This window comes from Synechococcus sp. A15-127 (assembly GCF_014280215.1).
Taxonomy (GTDB): domain Bacteria; phylum Cyanobacteriota; class Cyanobacteriia; order PCC-6307; family Cyanobiaceae; genus Parasynechococcus.
In genome coordinates, this window is sequence record NZ_CP047948.1 from 1,460,671 (window position 1) to 1,478,160 (window position 17,490).

At 62.4% G+C, this 17,490-nt stretch carries 20 protein-coding genes; 11 read left to right on the top strand and 9 right to left on the bottom strand.

Translation table 11 applies throughout. The features are described 5' to 3' along the window. Window positions 1-10: 10 nt before the first annotated feature. On the bottom strand, window positions 11-376 hold the full coding sequence (locus tag SynA15127_RS07595) for a YraN family protein (protein ID WP_186483551.1): 366 nt from the start codon (window positions 374-376) through the stop codon (window positions 11-13). 77 nt (window positions 377-453) lie between these two features. Between SynA15127_RS07595 and SynA15127_RS07600 the strand changes: the two genes are divergently transcribed. The 5 genes from SynA15127_RS07600 (at window position 454) to SynA15127_RS07620 (ending at window position 3,045) form a co-directional block, all read left to right on the top strand. Continuing rightward, complete coding sequence (locus tag SynA15127_RS07600; protein ID WP_186483552.1) at window positions 454-942, top strand: pentapeptide repeat-containing protein; 489 nt, start codon at window positions 454-456, stop codon at window positions 940-942. A gap of 12 nt (window positions 943-954) precedes the next feature. Then, window positions 955-1,389 (top strand): hypothetical protein, encoded by a 435-nt coding sequence (locus tag SynA15127_RS07605; RefSeq protein ID WP_186483553.1) that lies wholly within the window; start codon window positions 955-957, stop codon window positions 1,387-1,389. Continuing rightward, window positions 1,386-1,820: a 23S rRNA (pseudouridine(1915)-N(3))-methyltransferase RlmH gene (locus SynA15127_RS07610; protein ID WP_043691366.1), complete on the top strand. Its 435-nt coding sequence runs from the start codon at window positions 1,386-1,388 to the stop codon at window positions 1,818-1,820. Before SynA15127_RS07605 ends, SynA15127_RS07610 begins: the two co-directional genes overlap by 4 nt. Before the next feature lie 4 nt (window positions 1,821-1,824). Then, entirely contained in the window at window positions 1,825-2,409 is a 585-nt protein-coding gene (locus SynA15127_RS07615) for a 2OG-Fe(II) oxygenase (RefSeq protein WP_186483554.1), read from the top strand. Window positions 2,410-2,877: 468 nt separating this feature from the next. Further along, window positions 2,878-3,045 (top strand): hypothetical protein, encoded by a 168-nt coding sequence (locus SynA15127_RS07620; RefSeq protein WP_186483555.1) that lies wholly within the window; start codon window positions 2,878-2,880, stop codon window positions 3,043-3,045. 149 nt (window positions 3,046-3,194) lie between these two features. Here the strand turns inward: SynA15127_RS07620 and SynA15127_RS07625 are convergent, their stop codons facing one another. Next, a complete protein-coding gene (locus SynA15127_RS07625) occupies window positions 3,195-3,584 on the bottom strand; it encodes a hypothetical protein (RefSeq protein ID WP_186483556.1) in 390 nt (129 codons plus the stop codon). An 81-nt stretch (window positions 3,585-3,665) separates the two neighbouring features. Here SynA15127_RS07625 and SynA15127_RS07630 point away from each other — a divergent pair, with 81 nt between their 5' ends. Continuing rightward, entirely contained in the window at window positions 3,666-4,097 is a 432-nt protein-coding gene (locus SynA15127_RS07630; protein WP_043691374.1) for a LexA family transcriptional regulator, read from the top strand. An 8-nt stretch (window positions 4,098-4,105) separates the two neighbouring features. After that, window positions 4,106-5,383 carry a Y-family DNA polymerase gene (locus tag SynA15127_RS07635; protein ID WP_186483557.1) on the top strand — a complete coding sequence of 426 codons (1,278 nt, stop codon included), beginning with the start codon at window positions 4,106-4,108 and terminating at the stop codon, window positions 5,381-5,383. Between the two features lie 44 nt (window positions 5,384-5,427). Here the strand turns inward: SynA15127_RS07635 and SynA15127_RS07640 are convergent, their stop codons facing one another. The 4 genes from SynA15127_RS07640 to dnaG form a co-directional block, all read right to left on the bottom strand. Beyond that, entirely contained in the window at window positions 5,428-5,724 is a 297-nt protein-coding gene (locus tag SynA15127_RS07640; protein WP_186483558.1) for a hypothetical protein, read from the bottom strand. After that, window positions 5,724-5,981: a hypothetical protein gene (locus SynA15127_RS07645; protein ID WP_043691380.1), complete on the bottom strand. Its 258-nt coding sequence runs from the start codon at window positions 5,979-5,981 to the stop codon at window positions 5,724-5,726. Before SynA15127_RS07645 ends, SynA15127_RS07640 begins: the two co-directional genes overlap by 1 nt. A 1-nt stretch (window position 5,982) precedes the next feature. Beyond that, on the bottom strand, window positions 5,983-6,993 hold the full coding sequence (gene arsB / locus SynA15127_RS07650; protein WP_186483559.1) for an ACR3 family arsenite efflux transporter: 1,011 nt from the start codon (window positions 6,991-6,993) through the stop codon (window positions 5,983-5,985). Between the two features lie 138 nt (window positions 6,994-7,131). Next, a complete protein-coding gene (gene dnaG, locus SynA15127_RS07655) occupies window positions 7,132-9,180 on the bottom strand; it encodes a DNA primase (RefSeq protein WP_043696564.1) in 2,049 nt (682 codons plus the stop codon). Window positions 9,181-9,370: 190 nt separating this feature from the next. Between dnaG and SynA15127_RS07660 the strand changes: the two genes are divergently transcribed. After that, window positions 9,371-10,249: a DMT family transporter gene (locus SynA15127_RS07660; protein ID WP_186485638.1), complete on the top strand. Its 879-nt coding sequence runs from the start codon at window positions 9,371-9,373 to the stop codon at window positions 10,247-10,249. A 22-nt stretch (window positions 10,250-10,271) separates the two neighbouring features. Here the strand turns inward: SynA15127_RS07660 and SynA15127_RS07665 are convergent, their stop codons facing one another. Beyond that, window positions 10,272-10,694, bottom strand: coding sequence for a hypothetical protein (locus tag SynA15127_RS07665; protein ID WP_255475433.1), 423 nt, complete (start codon window positions 10,692-10,694; stop codon window positions 10,272-10,274). A gap of 355 nt (window positions 10,695-11,049) precedes the next feature. Here SynA15127_RS07665 and ruvA point away from each other — a divergent pair, with 355 nt between their 5' ends. Genes ruvA through SynA15127_RS07680 form a run of 3 tightly spaced genes read left to right on the top strand, consistent with a single transcriptional unit; the run spans window position 11,050 to window position 12,422 of the window. Then, entirely contained in the window at window positions 11,050-11,688 is a 639-nt protein-coding gene (ruvA, locus tag SynA15127_RS07670) for a Holliday junction branch migration protein RuvA (protein ID WP_186483561.1), read from the top strand. 50 nt (window positions 11,689-11,738) lie between these two features. Then, window positions 11,739-12,008 (top strand): 30S ribosomal protein S15, encoded by a 270-nt coding sequence (gene rpsO, locus SynA15127_RS07675; RefSeq protein ID WP_043691388.1) that lies wholly within the window; start codon window positions 11,739-11,741, stop codon window positions 12,006-12,008. A 6-nt stretch (window positions 12,009-12,014) separates the two neighbouring features. Next, complete coding sequence (locus SynA15127_RS07680) at window positions 12,015-12,422, top strand: PAM68 family protein (protein WP_043691390.1); 408 nt, start codon at window positions 12,015-12,017, stop codon at window positions 12,420-12,422. 6 nt (window positions 12,423-12,428) lie between these two features. Here SynA15127_RS07680 and SynA15127_RS07685 read toward each other — a convergent pair whose 3' ends face one another. Both SynA15127_RS07685 and gatA read right to left on the bottom strand, forming a co-directional pair. After that, complete coding sequence (locus SynA15127_RS07685; RefSeq protein ID WP_186483562.1) at window positions 12,429-15,950, bottom strand: DNA polymerase III subunit alpha; 3,522 nt, start codon at window positions 15,948-15,950, stop codon at window positions 12,429-12,431. A gap of 70 nt (window positions 15,951-16,020) precedes the next feature. Then, complete coding sequence (gene gatA, locus SynA15127_RS07690) at window positions 16,021-17,481, bottom strand: Asp-tRNA(Asn)/Glu-tRNA(Gln) amidotransferase subunit GatA (RefSeq protein ID WP_186483563.1); 1,461 nt, start codon at window positions 17,479-17,481, stop codon at window positions 16,021-16,023. Between the last annotated feature and the right edge of the window lie 9 nt (window positions 17,482-17,490).

Below are 17,490 nucleotides of genomic sequence, written 5' to 3' on the forward strand. Positions count from 1 at the left end.
GCTGCCGAGTTCAGCCGAGTTGATGCACGGGAAGCCAGCGCACGCCCCTGCTGCGGCCGGACAGTGGCACCAGGGCCAGCACCACCTGCAACTGCTGCCGTTCCGCCTCGGGGTGGACGGCACGCCAGCAACTGATCGCTCTGGCAAGACAGCGTCGTTTCCGCTGATCGAAGGCGGCCGCCCCGCTGTCAGCACGCAGGCGTGAACTGCGACCCTTCACTTCCACCACCAACAGTCGCCGATCCTTCTCGAGCACAAGATCCAGCTCGCCCCAGCGGCAATGCCAGTTGCGATCGAGCAACCGCCATCCCGTCGAGCGCAGCAGCTCAAGGGCTGTCGCTTCCGCGCGACGGCCGAGAGTCAGGGGGTCCGCCATGGACAGGACACGCAGAGGAGCGTTCAGAGCATTCCCCGTTCCGCCAGGCCTAGGGTCCTGTTGTGGAACACGACTCCATGCATCGACGATTACTGGCGGTTCTGGCCACCGCGCTGCTGCTGGTGCCCCTCCTGATCAGCGGAGCAGCACCATCCTTCGCCGCGATGGATGTCGCCAAACAGGTGCTGATCGGAGCGGATTACTCGGACAAGGATCTCCGGGGCGCCACCTTCAACCTGAGCAACCTGCGGGAAGCGAATCTCTCCGGCTCAGACCTGCGTGGGGCGAGTCTTTACGGAGCGAAGCTGCAGGACGCCGATCTCAGCGGTACAGACCTTCGCGAAGCCACCCTGGACGCGGCGGTGCTCACCGGAACAGATCTCTCCGACGCCGTTCTGGAGGGTGCCTTTGCCTTCAACACCCGCTTCCAGGACGTCACCATCACCGGAGCGGACTTCACCGATGTACCGATGCGCGGTGACCAGCTGAAAAGCCTCTGCGCGATGGCCGATGGAATCAATCCGATCACCGGCCGCGAGACCCGCACCACCCTGGGTTGCGGCTGAGCGGAGGATCCGATGAGCTTTGACCCTCGCAGCCTTGAGCGTCTCCGGGAACTGGGACGGCAGTTGCCTCAGAAGCTTCCCGATCCAGCAGGGAACGCCAACGCGACGACAACGCCGAAGACCGGCCCGAAACGTCACAGGGTGGAGACGGAACAGGATCCCGATGCGCTGTTCCGGGAACTAATGACGGTCAGCGAAGACGGCACTGTTCCTGAGCATCTGATGGCCCGCCTCAAGCAGCTGGAAGCCAGGCGCCAGCCACCGGCAACCAACCCATTGGAGTCGCCGATCCGCAGCTCCGAACTGCCTCCACCACCCAGCGGCAGCAGCGGCAAGGGCAAGACCACCCGCCCCCGGCGTCCTTCCGTGACTCCCGGCAGTGAAGAGGAAAGCCTTTATGTGGCCTTCGGGCAGCTGCTGCTGGAGGACGACGAGGACGCCGGTTGAATCCCTCACGCCTCCGCATCCTGGCCGTGGGCAAGGTGCGCCGCGGCTGGATCCAGGACGGTATCGATCTCTATCGCAAACGACTGCCGGGCCTGAGCATCGTGGAATTGCGAGACAGCACTCCTGAGAAGGAATCGGAAGCGATCCGCGCCGCGCGGCGGCCTGATGAGCGACTGGTGGTGCTGATGGAGCAGGGAGAGACGCTTGCCTCGATTCCCTTCGCCCGCAAGCTGGAGCAGATCAGCAGTGAACGGATCGCCTTCGTGATCGGTGGAGCCGATGGCCTCACCGATGACCTCAAGTCAGAAGCCCACTGGCGACTGAGCCTGTCGCCGATGACCTTCCCCCATGAGCTGGCCCGTCTGATGCTGGTCGAGCAGTTGTTCCGTGCCCAGGCGATCCTGCAAGGAAGCCCGTATCACCGAGCCTGAACCGATGCTGCACGTGGTCGACAACCTGATCCCGAACGAGGAGATTCCGGCACTGCGCCACCTCTGCGACCTTCACGGCGATCTGAAACAAGCCAGTGAAGGTCGGAACCTGTTCAGCTGGATTCCGGCCGACGCGTCAGACCGGTCGGGACGCTCGCTCCACACGCCCGATCAGCAGTCCCTGGTGGAGCATTACATCCGGCAGAGACTGGGGCCGCTGCTCGACCGTTTCACGCCACAGGCCGCCGGTTACGAATGGTGGTGCAACACCAACAACGACCTGGACTGGCACATCGACAAGCACGAAGCAACGGCCGGGCGAGACGGGCTCTATGACCTGCCGTTGCTGTCAACGGTCTTCTATCCCCACGTCAGCTGTGCAGGCGGCGAATTGCTCATCGCCGACAACGCGCCTGTGCAGCAGAACAGCCCCATCGCCTCCCCCGACTTCCGCTCGATGATCTCCGTGCCACCTGTGGTGAATCGCGTTGTGCTGTTCTCAGCCGGCGTGCTGCATCGGATCAACCCATTCGAAGGGGAGCGCTACTCCGTTGCCGTGAATGTCTGGAGTCACCCGCTGATGGAGTGATGCGCATCAGATGATGCCGAAAGCATCAGGCACTTCTCGCCATCAGATGGGTCTGATGAATCAACTGACGGGCATACAAGCGACCGGCACGATGAGCATCCGCCAGAGACCGATAGTTACCGACAAAGTCATAATCAGAGCCGTTACTTGTTGCGGCAACCGCATAAAGACCGGTTGAAATCCTCCTGACCGTCCAGCTCAGGTGACAGGCTGGAGCTTGTGCACGTGACTTCACGACCACCCTCGACATCGAATCCCAGCAAGCTAGGGGCAATCACGAATCACGACTGCAACCCTTATTAGTTCGCAAATAAGTATTTACAGACAGGCGCAATAAGTGACTCAACGGAATCTCGCTCCTGGCAACGCTAGGCAATCTCTCCTAGGTACTTCGCCAGACTTCACAGATGACTTTTGAAATTTCATTACCGGTGATAAATCACATCATCACGGCAAATCAACAGCATCATGGCTGAACCCAATGGCAGCTCCAGCACCGCACCACTCAGCGAACGCTGGGCAGCGGTCGACGACTACTTCGCCTGCATCACCGAGTGCAGCCTGGATGACGGCACCTGCGTCACGCACTGCATGGAAACCCACCTGAAGCAGGACGGAGCCAGCGGCGCCTCTTAACGACGCTAATGAGAATCACTTGCAATTTTCCCCGGACTCGGATTGAATTGCGAAATATTCTCAGCAAGCGCCCATGATCCGCGTCTTCGGGCATCGCGACACCCTGCTCGCCTCGCTCGTCGCCCACTGGGCGAACGAGCGCCTTGGTATCACCAGAGCTGCGTCAGGCTCACCGGCTGGAATTTCTCCACGGCCATGGTCCAGGCCCGCGGGCTCATCCCCTGCAGGCCCTTCCTGAACACCTCCGCGTCGCCACTGTTCAGCCAGGCCGCCTTGAGCACCGGCAGATCTTCCGGCAGCCGCTCCATCGGCAGCTCCACCAGCAGCAGACTCTCTGCCGCCGCCGCCCGCTTCAGCAGCCCCGCGTCGCTGCGCTGCCAGACCCGCAGCAGCAGCTCAAGCACCAGGGCCCGCCCCAGCTCATCCGGCGCCTCCCCCTCCGCCGCCACCTCTTTCTGAGATCGGCCGGCCAGCGGCAACGCTCGCCGGCCTTCCTGCTCGATCAGGGCCAGTGCCACGAGATAAGGAGTGTCGGCCACGGATCATGCGCGAAACCACACCATCCTCCCCGCGAGCCAATTCAGTACACTTGTACTATCAAGTAGGTCGCGTCGTCCGCTGTGGAGTTCCATCAACCTCCGCTTCCCCTGCAGCCCAGGCGGGCGCGACTGAGTCTGCCGCTGGCCGGCGAGCGGGTGGCAGCCGGCTTCCCCTCCCCGGCCGACGACTACGTGGAGGTGGGAATTGACCTCAATGAGCAGCTGATCCGCCACCCCACCAGCACCTTTTTCCTGCGGGTCAGCGGCGAGTCAATGACGGGCGCCGGCATTCACGACGGTGATCTGCTGGTGGTGGATCGCAGCCTCGACCCTCGCCCGGGCCGGGTGGTCGTCGCCGTGCTGGACGGTGCATTCACCCTCAAACGACTGGTGCGCCACCGCGGTCGCCTGCGACTCGAGGCAGCCCATCCGAACTATCCGCCCCTGGAACTGCACCGCTGCGGCGAGGTGCAGATCTGGGGTGTGGCGGTTCACGTGATCCATCCGCTCTGAGCCACGCCATGCCCTCGGCCACCGCCCTGATCGACGGCAACAACTTCTATGCCTCCTGCGAGCAGAGCCTTGATCCCGCCCTGATCGGTCGACCGGTGGTGGTGCTCTCCAACAATGACGGCTGCATCGTGGCCCGCAGCGCCGAGGCCCGCGCCCTCGGCATCGCCATGGGCACGCCGTACTTCAAGGCGCGCACGGAGCTGGCACGCCAGAACGTGGTGGTGCGCAGCTCCAACTACGCCCTCTACGCCGATATGAGCCAGCGGATGATGAGCCTGCTGGAAACCCATTGCGAAGAGCTGGAGATCTACTCGATCGATGAGGCCTTCGCACGGCTGAGTCGTCCCCGCAGCGGCGATCTGCAGCACTGGGCCCGCCGGCTTCGCGCCCGTGTTCGACAGGATCTGGGACTACCGATCGCCATCGGTGTGGGAGCCAGCAAAGGGCAGGCGAAGCTGGCCAACCGTCTGGCCAAGCAGGTGCCGGCCCATGCCGGCGTCTTCGATCTGGGTCGCTGCGATGACGCCGACAACTGGCTGGAAACGGTTGCGATCGAGGATGTCTGGGGCATCGGTCGCAAGCTGGCCCGTTGGTGCCGGCTGCGGGGCATCACCAATGCCCGGCAGCTGCGAGACATGCCCAGTGGAGAACTGCGGGCGAAATGCGGTGTTGTGGGGCTGCGACTGCAACGGGAGCTGCGTGGCCATGCCTGTCTGCCTCTGGATCTGGCACCCGCACCGAAACAGGAAACCTGCGTCAGCCGCAGCTTCAGCCGCCCGATCACCAGCCTCGAAGAACTCCGCCAGGCCGTGGCCACCTACGTGGTGCGCGCAGCGGAGAAACTGCGCAGGCAACGCCAGCGGGCCGCCACCCTCACGGTCTATACCCGCACCAGCCCCTTCATCCCGGCGTTCTACAGCCAGGCCGCCAGCACCCGCCTGGATCTGCCCAGCAACGACACCGCGGTGCTGCTCGAGGCGACATTGCCGCTGGTGGATCGCATCTTCCGGCCGCACCGCCAACTGGCCAAGGCCGGTGTGCTGATGCAGCACCTGCAGGGCACCGACACGCTGCAGTCCCATCTGATGGTGCCGATGAGCGCGGAGCAGCAACGGAAGCGGGAGTGCCTGATGCAGACGATCGATCGGCTCAATCAGCGCTACGGCCGTGGCACGGTGCACTGGGCGGTCTGTGGCCTGCAGCCGGGCTGGATGATGCGCCGGGAACGCCTCAGCCGCGCCGCCACCACCCGGTTGAGCGATCTACCGACCATTCATGCCCGTTGACGACGCATGAAGAGGAGCCTCACCGATCCGCCGGCGCACATCCTCTAGGTCTGCTGCAGCAGCTGTACCGCCTGCTCACGCCTGCTGAGCAGCAGCACCATGCGCTCGCCATGAGTATTCAGACCGATCTGCTCGCGGACGAGGTCCGTGCTGGCCAGAGCCAGCCCGCAGGTCTCGATGAACAGAACCGGCAAGGTGCCGTGATGGCCGCGCATGCCCTGCAGATCCAGAGCCTGGCGAACCGCCCGCTGAGCCCGATCGGTGCCGAGCCGCTCCACCAGGGAAGGCCAGAGGTGGTTGACGGGCTGCAGGGCCGCAAAATCCAGCTGAGCATCAGGCATCAGGACGGCAGCAGGGCGATCGCCTCCATGATCATCTGCGGTGTCACGGCGATCCTCTCCAGCGGATCAGCGTTGTCCAGATAGGCGTCGAAGGAGGCGAAACGCTCGATCACGGGGTCGGCCCCCTCGGCTGCACAGGCCTCGACCCAGTCGCCGTCCTCCGGTTTCACAACCGCATAGGCCTGCAGGGTCTCCTCCAGATCACCGCCGTCACCGACCCCCTCGCCGTGCCAGATCGCTTCGAAGAATTCAGACATCTCAGGCGGGGAAGAGCTGTTGGTTCCGGTTGGCGATCGCCACCAGCGACAGCATCACCGGCACCTCCACCAGCACGCCCACCACGGTGGCGAGAGCGGCGCCGGAATTCAACCCGAACAAGCTGATGGCGACCGCCACCGCCAGCTCGAAGAAATTGGAGGCGCCGATCATGGCGCCAGGGGCAGCAATGGTGCGCGGCTGGCCCCAGACCCGCATCCACTGAGCCGCGATCCAGAAGATCAGATAGGTCTGGAGAATCAGTGGAATGGCAATCAGCACGATCGCCAGCGGATTGGAGAGGATCGCCTGGGCCTGCACCATGAACAGCAGCAGCACCGTGGCGATCAGAGACGTGATCGCCAGCGGCTTGAGCTGTGCCTCCAGCCGCTCGATCCGGCCGGGAGAGTGGAGGAACACCCGCGTCAGCCAGCCTGCCGCGAGGGGCACGACCACGAACAGACCGACCGCGGTGATCATCGTGTCCCACGGCACCAGCACATCGCTCACCCCAAGCAGAAGCGCCGCGATCGGGGCGAAGGCGAACACCATGATCAGGTCGTTCACCGCCACCTGCACCAGGGTGTAATTGGGGTCGCCATCACTGAGGCGGCTCCACACGAACACCATGGCCGTGCAGGGAGCCACCCCCAGCAGAATCATCCCGGCCACGTACTCCTGGCCCATCGCTTCCGGGATCCAGGCGGAGAACAGGCCGCGGATGAACAACCAGGCCAAAGCCGTCATTGTGAGCGGCTTGATCAACCAGTTCACCGCCACGGTGATCAGCAGTCCGCGCGGTTGCTGGCGGATGCCGCCGATGGCGGAGAAATCAACCGCCAGCATCATCGGGAAAATCATCCCCCAGATGAGAATGGCGATGGGAAGGTTGATCCGAGCCACTTCCAGCGAGGCGATCCAGGCCGCCAGATCGGGCAGCAAGCCGCCGAGGACGACTCCCGCCACGATCGCCAGACCGATCCAGAGGGAGAGATAACGCTCGAAGATTCCCATCAGGTGATCACCGGAGTGGTGCTGAGATCGACATCACTCACGGCATCCAAGCTCCTGCAGTGGAACAGAACAAAGGCGAAGGTATCAAGACGCTCGATCACCGACTGAACCCAGAGGTGTCCCCATGCAGCTTGCGGGTCAGGCGGAGAGAGGCTCCTGATCGCCGTAGCCGCTGCATCGCTGCTGATCGAGATGAAGGATGTGCTTCCGTTCGCTGTAGTACAGCTCCTGATAACGGAGAGCATCGCGATTGAGCTCGTCGAAGAGATCCTGAATGCACTGCTCCATATCCACCGGCTCCTCCGCTGGCTGGTGCTCGATCAGCGTGGCGATGCAGGCCTCGAGCGTCTGCAGTCGCTGCCCGCCCCAGGCCTCGAGAAGATGCCGGCAGCGTTTGAGACTTTTCTGCCGTTCCAGCAGCGCGGTCGTCCCCCTCAGCTGGACCAGAGGCTCCGCAAGGGAGACCCGATCCAGTTCTCCAGGCTCCAGCAGGGGCGTCAGCCGTGAGACCAGAGCACTGTTCTCGAGCAGAAGCTGATCGGTGAGCAGCCGGGGAAGATCCAGGTCTGCCAGTTGATCCCCGGTGTCCTCGGCACGGCTGATCAACTCGAGCCTGCCGACGCCGAGATTGGTTTCCTCCAGTTCCGTGATCGCAGCCCAGAGCAGCCGGTGCGGCTGCAAGGCGAAGTCCTCCAGTTCACGCTGACGAAGCTGCTGACGAACCTCAGCGCGATGGCGCGGGCAGTGGAGATACAGCCGCAGAAGGTCGGCCTCGCAGCGTTCCCGCTGACTGGCCTCCCCAGGCTGTTCGTGACGACTGGCACGTCCGTGCCAGCGCTGTCCCTTCACCTGCTGACGCAGATCCTCCTCCAGCTGCAGCGCGAGGCGCCCCTGCCCGCCGCTGAGCCGCTCGGCCACCCGTTGCAGGTAGTGGGTCCGCACAGCCGACTGCGGCAATTTGCCGAGCAGAGCCACCAACTCGCTGACGGACTGCTGGAACTGATCGGAGCGACTGAGATCGCGCTCCTCCAGGACCTGCTCGATCTGCCAGTCCAGCCACAGGGGGGCCTGATCCAGCAGAGCTCGGTAATCCCCGGCGCCGTGATCCTTCAGGAACTCGTCGGGGTCCTTGCCGGACGGGAGATGAAGGACCCGCAATTCCAGCTGACCCTGCATGGCCAGCTGCTCGACCTCGCCGATCGCACGATTCGCCGCCCGGATTCCGGCCCGATCGGCATCGAAATTCAGCACGATCCGCTTGCTGTCGCTGACGCGGCAGAGCTGCGTGATCTGCTGGCTGCTCAGGGCCGTTCCCAGAGCGGCCACCGCGTTGTTGACCCCGGCGGAATGCAGGGCGATCACATCGAAATAGCCCTCCACCACCACAGCGCGGTCATCCCTGCGGATGGCGTTGGCCGCCTTGTCCAGACCGAACAGGTGCTTGCCTTTCTCGAACAGCTCCGTCTCCGGAGAGTTCAGATACTTCGGTTCACTGCCGTCCAGGCTGCGACCACCGAATCCGATCACCCGACCCTGACGGTCATGGATCGGCACCATCACGCGATGGCGGAACCGGTCGTAGAACCCGTTGCCACCCTTGCGGGGCACCACGAGACCGGCCGCCTCCAGCACCTCTGGTGCCAGCCCCTCCACCTGCTGCAGATGGCTGAGCAGGCCATCCCATTGATCCGGGGCGTAGCCGAGTTGAAACGCGTCCTGCGTCGCCGCGGACAATCCCCGCTTGGTCGTGAGATACGCCAGGGCCTCCTTGCCGGCAGGGCTCTGGAGTTGCGATCGAAACCAACCAGAGGCCAGGGAAACAGCCCGCTGAAGCTTCTCGCGACGGGACAACTGCTGACGCAGACGTTCCTGCTGAGGACCATCAACGGTCTCCACCGGCAGCTGATATTTGCGAGCCAGCTCCAGCACCACGTCACTGAAGCTCTGGCGCTGGAACTCCATCAGGAACTTGATGGAGTTCCCACCCGCACCGCAGGAGAAGCAGTAATAGAACTGCTTCTGCGGCGACACGGTCATCGACGGCTTGCTGTCGTCGTGGAACGGGCAGATCCCGACGAACTCACGCCCCTTCTTCTTGAGAACAACGTGCTCTCCCACCACATCGACGATGTCAGCGCGCTCCTTGACGGCATCGATCGTGCGGGGGTGCAGGCGTGCGTTCACCATGGGGCCATTCTGCGAAGTCACGCCCTGCCGTCTAGTGACGGATCCTGCAACCGCACGACAGGACAGGCGACCGGCAGGCACGTTAGGAGAAGGTTCGGCTTGATCTCTCCTCCGGAGGAGAACCATCAGAGGACTGAACCATCAGAGTGAGCCGACCGCCATGTCCAGACGATTGGAGCGATCGGAACGGATGAAGGCTGCCGCTGATCAACTCCGAGCCGGCTTTGAGCTGTGCAGGCCCTGTGTTCTCAGCTCTCTGGCTTTCAGCCTGATGACCGTCTGCGTGAAACAGCTGGGGGGACGGCTGCCCGTGGCGGAAGTGGTGCTGTGTCGCGCCCTGATCAGCGTGGTGCTCACCGCGGTGGGGCTGAAACTGGCAAACGTCTCGCCCTGGGGAGAGCGACGAGGCCTGCTGCTGCTGCGGGGACTGTGCGGAAGCCTGGCCCTGCTCTGTTTCTTTGAGGCGATCACCGTGCTGCCGCTCGCCTCGGCCACCGTTCTTCAGTACACCTATCCAACCTTCACGGCACTGGCAGCAGCCGTGTTCCTGGGGGAGCAGCTGCGCCGGAGCATCGTGCTGGCGGTGCTGCTGGGCTGGGGCGGCATCATGCTCGTCGCGCAGCCGGATTGGCTCAGCCGTGGGATGACCACACTGCCGATGACGGCGATCGTGATCGCTCTTGGTGGTGCCGTGTTCACAGCGCTGGCCTACGTCTGTGTGCGCCGGCTCTCCAGCACGGAACACCCCCTGGTGATCATCCTCTACTTCCCGATGCTGTCTGTGCCGCTCACCCTGCCGCTGGTGGCTCGTGAAGGCGTGATGCCCCTGGGAGCGGAGTGGATCTGGTTGCTTGGGGTTGGCGTGTTCACCCAGCTGGGACAGATCTGGGTGACGGAAGGGTTGAGCCGGATGCCTGCCGCGCGGGCGACATCGATCAACTATGTGCAGGTCGTGTTCGCTGCACTCTGGGGTTGGCTGGTCTTTTCGGAGTCTCTGAATGCTTGGGTGATCACCGGAAGCATCCTCGTCCTGATTTCAACCCTGGTGAGCCTCGCCGCCAGACGCTGACTCTTTCCGGCGGATGGCCTCCTCAGGCATGCTCCAGGCCGAGAGGAAACAGCTGCCACTGCTGCTGTCCAGGGGATGAGGCCAGTGGCCTGGCGAGAGACCAGCTGTCGCCCTGCTCCCCCCGTTCAAGAAACAGCTCGAAGACGCTGTCGACCCGCATGCTGTCTCCCGGGAGCTGCCAGTCGAAAGAGCCGAGCAGATGCACGAGACGCGCCCCATCAAGCTTGATCTGCTCCTGCTGCTCGATCCGAACCCGCGAAACGCTGGGCACTTCGGTGGAAACGGGAAGATTCAGGCTGGAAGCAATCGCTGACTGCGTGATCACGATCTGCTGAGCCAATGCCTCGTTGATGATCGACCTCGGCGGTTCATTGCCCAGGGAACAGGCCGTGAGCATGACGGTCATCAGGCACCAGAGACAGACCTGGCGAAGCTGACGCAGCATCCATCGAGAGCATGTGAGGACCATGATTCCGGCCTGTCGCCGATGCACCTCCCTATCCAAGCAAGCCAAAGACACGGAGGAGAGCAAGCCCGGACCGGAGCGAGCGATGCTCTCGGCAACGACAACATCAACAACGGGCCAAAAACGACAACTTGACTTGATCAATCAAAACCGAAATAGGCCACTGAAAGTTAACCAAATCCCGGAATCCTCCAGCGTGATCGGATCAATCCGAACGTTCTGAATCAACGTTCAGGAAGGGCGCCCAGCAATCTGTGTCAAGCATCCGGGCCGATGCTCATCCAGCTTGATAAGAACGGGTCCTGGATTAGGGTGTCAGAAAGGGCAGATCAGGATGCTCGGCTGGTTGAGCGGAACGATTCTTGCGACTTATCAGCGAGGCAACCGTCATCTCATTGTTTTGAGATGTGGACCTGTCGGCTACGAAGTCAATGTTATCCAGCGTGATTGGAACGACATCACACAACACGAAGAGCGTTCATACTGGATTCACCAGGTTTGCCAGAACGACGACACAATCCTGTATGGATTCCAGTCTCTGAACACGCGCGAACTGTTCCGCACCCTGATCAGTGTGAACGGGGTTGGGCCCCAGGTGGGACTGGCCCTGCTTCAGGAATGCAGTGTTGAAGATCTTGTCGATGCCATCATCGATGCCGATCTCAGCCTGTTGAGCCAAGCCCAGGGGGTGGGCCGGCGCACCGCGGAGCGGATCACGGTCGAGCTGCGCTCGACTCTGGAAAACCAGCGTGCATCCTTCCAGGAATCGGAGTCCGTGAAAGGCCAGGAGTCCAAGGGAGAGAGAGCAGTTCAGGACAGCGTCCCGGGGGATCTGGTCAACACCCTCAACGTGCTGGGTTACGAGAATTCCGAGATCCGTGCGGCGATCCGCGCCGTGAAGGACACGCTGCCCCCCGGGACAGGGGAGGACGCCTGGTTGCGGGCATGCCTGAAGCAGTTGAGCCTTCCATGAGGTCGACCCGGTAAGATGGTTGTTTGCAGCACAAGGGCTTTTACCCCCGCATGTCGCTCGATACCACCGAAAAGCAGCAGCTGATCAACACGCATCAGACCCATGGCACCGACACCGGCTCAGCCGAGGTTCAGGTGGCGATGCTCAGCGAGCGGATCAACCGTCTCAGCGGCCATCTGCAGCAGAACAAGCACGACTTCTCGTCCCGTCAGGGCCTGCTGAAGATGATCGGACGTCGGAAGCGGCTGCTCAGCTATGTGCGCAACAAGAGTGAACAGCGTTATTCCGACATCATCGGCAAGCTCGGCATCCGCGGCTGAAGTCTGATGTCGGACCGGCGCAACCCGTTGCCCTTTGAGCCCAAAGGCGCAAAGGGGGAACGAAGCGAGAAGGCACAGGCAGCGCCGGCCGCACGCCAGGAAGCGATTCCACGCCCGATCGCCAACCGCATGGCGCGACGGGTTGCCGTGTTCACCGGTCTGCCATCACTGGCTGGCATGGGAGTGTTCGTCCTCAGCTACGTGCTGGTGACCCGGGGAATCGCAGACATTCCACCGGGGGTGACCCTGACAGGATCAGGCGCTCTGTTTCTTCTCGGTCTTGCAGGTCTGAGCTTCGGAGTGCTGACGACAAGCTGGGAGCCACAGCCCGGATCTCTTCTGGGTCTTGAGAATCTGCGGCCCAACCTGCAGCGGATGCGTCAATCGATCCGAGCGCAGAAAGAAAAGGACTGACGCAACTCAGGCCGCCACCAACCGACCGCTGCATCGTGCGGAGAAGGCCATGGCCTGCAGCGATTCGGCTGCTGAAACAGCATCTCGTACACAGAACTGAGGGCCAAGACGGACGTAACGGACCGATGGCCCCTGGCGCACCTCCGCCACCACCGGAACACGCACGCCCAGCTCTTCGCGGTCGGGCCGGTGCTGCTGAAGGCACTCCCGTAACTTGTGCTGCACGGCGATGTCGCTGGCCTGATCCACCGGCAACTCCACCACCAGCAGCGTGAGATCGTCGACAGCGCGGCAGTCGTCCACAATCAACTGAACTCGCTCATCTCGGCGGTCGACACCGGCCCAGATCAGCAATCGGGCCTCGGCCATCAGATGGTCCGACAGACGCGCGTAACTCTTCGGGAACACAACCGCTTCACAACTGCCGGTGAGATCCTCCAGCTGAAGAATCGCCATCCGGTCACCCTTGCGTGTGGTGACCTGGCGGAACTCACTGATCATGGCGATCGCGCTCACCTTGGCCTTGTCGGCCTGTTCTTCCAGGGATCCCAGACCGATCGGAGCCAGGAGGCTGGCCGACGGTGACAGCTGTTTGAGGGGATGGTCCGAAAGATAGAAGCCGACGAGATCCTTTTCGAGCCGCAGTTTCTCGGTCGGCGGATAGTCCGCCACCGGTGCGGCCTTGGGAGCAAGGCTGAGATCAGCGGGTGCATCAGCAGCATCCGCTGGGGCTGCCATCAGATCGAACAGGTTGCCTTGACCGCTGTCCCGATCCTTTGCCCGGGAGGAGGCCCAGTCGAGAAGCAGATCCAGATCAGCCATCAGCTGGGCCCGGTTGCCGTCGGGTTGAAGAGCATCCATGGCCCCGCAGTGAATCAGAGACTCAAGACCACGACGATTCAGCACCGACGATGGAATCCGGTCACACAGATCAGCGAGGCACTGGAACGGACCATCCGACTCGCGAGAGGCGATCAACTTCCGGATCGCACCATCGCCGAGATTGCGGACCGCCGACAGACCGAACAGGATCCGCTCGCCCGTGGGTGTGAAATCAATGCGGGACGCGTTCACATCCGGTGGAAGCACTTCGATGCCCATCGCATTGCAATTGGAGATGTAGCGCTGAACCTTGTCGGAGGCGCCGGCATTCACCGTCAGCAGAGCAGCCATGTAGGCCACCGGGTAATGCGCCTTCAGATAAGCGGTCTGATAAGTGACGGCCCCATAGGCGGTGGAATGGCTCTTGTTGAAGCAGTACTCGGCGAACAAAACCATCTGGTCGAACAGCTCATCGGACACCTTCTCGTCAACGCCGCGTTCCGCTGCCCCCTTCACGAAGATGCCGCGATGCTTCTGCATCTCAGACACCTTCTTCTTACCCATGGCCCGACGGAGCAGATCGGCCTGCCCCAGGGAGTAGCCGGCCAGATCCTGAGCGATGCGCATGATCTGCTCCTGATACACCATGATTCCGTAGGTCTCGCTGAGAATCGGCTCAAGGATCTTGTGAGCGAAATCAATCGCCTCACGTCCATGCTTGCGGTTGATGAATTTGGGAATCAATCCAGCGTCAAGAGGACCCGGTCGGTAGAGAGCAAGGATCGAGGAGATGTCTTCCAGCGATGACGGTTTGAGATCACGCACGATCTGCCGCATTCCGCTGGATTCCAACTGAAAGATCCCCTCAAGATCGCCTCGCGCGAGGAGAGCAAAGGTCTCTTCATCCTGAGGCGGCAGTTTGTCTGGATCGACGCGGGTGCCACTGCTCACCTCGACGAGCTCAAGGGTCTTGTCGATCATCGTGAGGTTCTTTAACCCCAGGAAATCCATCTTCAATAGACCCATGGATTCCACGTCTTCCATGAAGTACTGGGTGATCACCTGACCATCGTTGTTGCGCTGCAGAGGCACCAGTTCATCCAACGGATCAGCAGCGATGACGACACCGGCAGCGTGAACGCCGAATGTCTTGTTCGTTCCCTCGATTCGCATCGCCATGTCGACCCAGCGCTTCACCACCGGATCTCCCTCGTACTTGTCGCGGAATTCGGGATTCGGGGATTCAGCGCCGATCATCGCCTTCAGCTTCGCGGGCTTGCCGCGAACCACCGGGATCAGCTTCGCCAGACGGTCGGCATCGCCGTAGGGAATATCGAGCACCCTGGCCACATCCTTGAGAACCGCCTTGGAGGTCATCCGGTTGAAGGTGATGATCTGGGCCACCTTGTCGTCGCCGTAGCGCTCGGTGACGTAGTCGATCACCTCACCACGACGCTCGATGCAGAAATCCGTGTCGATATCAGGCATCGACTTGCGTTCAGGATTCAGGAAGCGCTCAAACAGCAGCCCGTTGCTGACCGGATCGATGTTGGTGATCCCCAGGGCGTAAGCCACCAGTGAACCGGCCGCGGAACCGCGACCCGGTCCCACGGGGATGCTCTGTTCCCGGGCAAAGCGGATGTAGTCCCACACCACCAGGAAGTAGGTGGGAAATCCCATCTGCTCCATGATCTGAAGCTCGGTGTTCATCCGATCGGCATAGGCGGGATCGATCGGGGCCTCTGACGCCAGCGCCAGACGCTCCCGCAATCCCTGCTCCGTCACCTCGCGCAGGTAGGTGACGGACGTATGCCCCTCTGGAATCGGGAAACGGGGCATCTGGTATTTGCCGAGGATGTCGTAGTCCTCCACCTTCTCGGCAACACGCACGGTGTTGCGGATCGCCTCCTCCACCACCTCGGGCTCAAGATGATCGCCGAAGAGGCGACGCATCTCTTCCTCGGTCTTGATGTATTCGGTGCCGGTGTAGCGCAGCCGTTTCTCATCACTGATCAGCTTGCCGGTGAGCACGCAGAGCAGCGCGTCATGGGCTTCGACGTCCTGCTTGCTCAGATAATGCGCATCGTTGGTGGCCACCAGCTGGATGCCCAGCTCCTTGGCGATCTGCACGATCTCAACATTGACGATGCGGTCTTCGGGGGAACCGTGATCCTGAATCTCCAGGTAGTAGTCGTCTCCGAAGACCTCCTGGTACCAGCGGGCCACATCGCGGGCGACCTCAGGACGCCCACGCAGGATCGCCTGGGCGATTTCACCGCCGAGACAGGCGGTGGAGATGATCAGCCCCTCGCTGTGCTGCTTGAGCAGCTGCTTGTCGATGCAGGCGCGGGAGAAGATCCCGCGGCCGCGCATCCCCCGCAGGTGACTGATGCTGGTGAGCTTCACCAGGTTGCGATAGCCGGTGGCGTTCTTGGCGAGAACCACCAGGTGATAGCGCTTCTCCTTTTTCTGCTGAGGATCGTCGATCGAGCCGTTGATCACATACATCTCGTTGCCGATGATCGGCTTGAGATCCGTGCCCTTGCAGAGCTTGAGCAGCTCGATGGCTCCGTACATCACCCCGTGATCCGTCAGCGCGATGGCCGGCATGCCGAGCTCTTGAGCTCGCTCGACCATCAATGGCAGCTGTGAAGCGCCATCCAGAAGGCTGTAATCGCTGTGGTTGTGGAGTGGAACGAATGCCATGGGCCCAGCCTAGGACCCAACGCAAGATCAAGCGTGAGGACTGTTCAGCTGGCACCAGATGTGGTGGCCGTCAGGGAACCAGGCTGGCTTCGGGGCGCCGGGCAAACACCTCAGCGGCCTGCTCGTACTGGGAGGCCACCTGCAGAAGACGCGCCTCATCCAGCACATTGCCGATCAGCTGAACTCCGATGGGAAGACCGGCCTGGCTGAATCCGCAGGGAACACTGATGGCGGGCAGGCCGGCCAGGTTCACCGGAATCGTGAGCAGATCAGCCAGGTACATCGCTAGCGGATCATCGGCGTGGGCTCCACTCCGGAAAGCGGTGGTCGGTGCCGTCGGCGTGAGCAGCACATCCACGGACTGGAAGGCTGCATCAAAGTCGCGGCGAATCAAGGTGCGCACCTGCTGTGCCTTCCGGTAATACGCGTCGACGTAACCGGCGGAGAGCGCATAGGTTCCGATCAGGATGCGGCGCTGCACCTCGGCGCCGAATCCTTCGGCACGACTGCGGGCCGTCATCGCGGCCAAACTTTCGGCGTCTTCTGCTCGGAAGCCGTATTTCACGCCGTCGTACCGGGCCAGGTTGGCGGAGGCCTCGGACGGTGCGATCACGTAGTAAGTGGCGATTCCGTCGGTGAACCGCGGACAACTCACCTCCACCAGCTCAGCCCCCAGAGCCTCCAGCTGCGCAGCAGCAGCCTGGGTGGAGGCCTTCACTTCGGCATCCAGGCCTTCGGCGTCGAAGCACTCCCGGATCACGCCCACCTTCAAGCCCTTGATCGACCGGTTGAGACCATTGCTGAAATCCGGAACCTCGGCGTTCAAACAGGTGGAATCGCGCGGATCATGGCCAGCGATCACCTGCAGCAACTCCGCGGCATCGGCAACGCTGGTGGCGAAGGGACCCACCTGATCGAGAGAGCTGGCGAACGCCACGAGCCCCCAGCGACTGACCCTGCCGTAGGTGGGCTTGAGACCCACCACGCCGCAGAACGAAGCCGGCTGACGGATCGAGCCACCCGTGTCCGAGCCGAGGGAAGCGACGCAGGCCCCCGTGGCGACAGCCGCCGCACTGCCACCCGATGATCCACCGGGGACGTGATCGGTGTTCCACGGATTGCTTGTGGCACCGAACGCGGAGGTTTCCGTGGAGCCCCCCATGGCGAACTCGTCCAGGTTGGTCTTTCCAACCAGAACACCACCGGCGCGCCACAACCGTTCCGTGACAGCGGACTCGTAGGGCGGCACGAAACTCTCCAGCATCCGGCTGGCGCAGGTGGTGGTCACGCCGCGGGTGCAGAGGTTGTCCTTGATGGCGAGAGGGATTCCCGCCAGAGGTCCAAGCTCCTCTCCAGCGGATCGCGCGAGATCGATGCGATCAGCATCGGCACGGGCTCGATCTGCTGTGACGTCCACGAAGGCGTGGACCTCGTTCTCGGTCTTTGCCGCCCGCTGGAGATGCTCTTCCACAAGCTCACGAGCAGAGATCTCCCCGCTCTGCAGCTGCTGACGCCACGCGCTGATCGTCATCGTCCCGGC

Coding starts and splice junctions, on each gene's coding strand:
- SynA15127_RS07595 (WP_186483551.1), bottom strand. CDS start 376: ATGGCGGACCCCCTGACTCTCGGCCGTCGCGCGGAAGCGACAGCCCTT.
- SynA15127_RS07600 (WP_186483552.1), top strand. CDS start 454: ATGCATCGACGATTACTGGCGGTTCTGGCCACCGCGCTGCTGCTGGTG.
- SynA15127_RS07605 (WP_186483553.1), top strand. CDS start 955: ATGAGCTTTGACCCTCGCAGCCTTGAGCGTCTCCGGGAACTGGGACGG.
- SynA15127_RS07615 (WP_186483554.1), top strand. CDS start 1,825: ATGCTGCACGTGGTCGACAACCTGATCCCGAACGAGGAGATTCCGGCA.
- SynA15127_RS07620 (WP_186483555.1), top strand. CDS start 2,878: ATGGCTGAACCCAATGGCAGCTCCAGCACCGCACCACTCAGCGAACGC.
- SynA15127_RS07635 (WP_186483557.1), top strand. CDS start 4,106: ATGCCCTCGGCCACCGCCCTGATCGACGGCAACAACTTCTATGCCTCC.
- SynA15127_RS07640 (WP_186483558.1), bottom strand. CDS start 5,724: ATGCCTGATGCTCAGCTGGATTTTGCGGCCCTGCAGCCCGTCAACCAC.
- SynA15127_RS07645 (WP_043691380.1), bottom strand. CDS start 5,981: ATGTCTGAATTCTTCGAAGCGATCTGGCACGGCGAGGGGGTCGGTGAC.
- arsB (WP_186483559.1), bottom strand. CDS start 6,993: ATGGGAATCTTCGAGCGTTATCTCTCCCTCTGGATCGGTCTGGCGATC.
- dnaG (WP_043696564.1), bottom strand. CDS start 9,180: ATGGTGAACGCACGCCTGCACCCCCGCACGATCGATGCCGTCAAGGAG.
- SynA15127_RS07660 (WP_186485638.1), top strand. CDS start 9,371: ATGAAGGCTGCCGCTGATCAACTCCGAGCCGGCTTTGAGCTGTGCAGG.
- SynA15127_RS07665 (WP_255475433.1), bottom strand. CDS start 10,694: ATGCTGCGTCAGCTTCGCCAGGTCTGTCTCTGGTGCCTGATGACCGTC.
- ruvA (WP_186483561.1), top strand. CDS start 11,050: ATGCTCGGCTGGTTGAGCGGAACGATTCTTGCGACTTATCAGCGAGGC.
- rpsO (WP_043691388.1), top strand. CDS start 11,739: ATGTCGCTCGATACCACCGAAAAGCAGCAGCTGATCAACACGCATCAG.
- SynA15127_RS07680 (WP_043691390.1), top strand. CDS start 12,015: ATGTCGGACCGGCGCAACCCGTTGCCCTTTGAGCCCAAAGGCGCAAAG.
- SynA15127_RS07685 (WP_186483562.1), bottom strand. CDS start 15,950: ATGGCATTCGTTCCACTCCACAACCACAGCGATTACAGCCTTCTGGAT.
- gatA (WP_186483563.1), bottom strand. CDS start 17,481: ATGACGATCAGCGCGTGGCGTCAGCAGCTGCAGAGCGGGGAGATCTCT.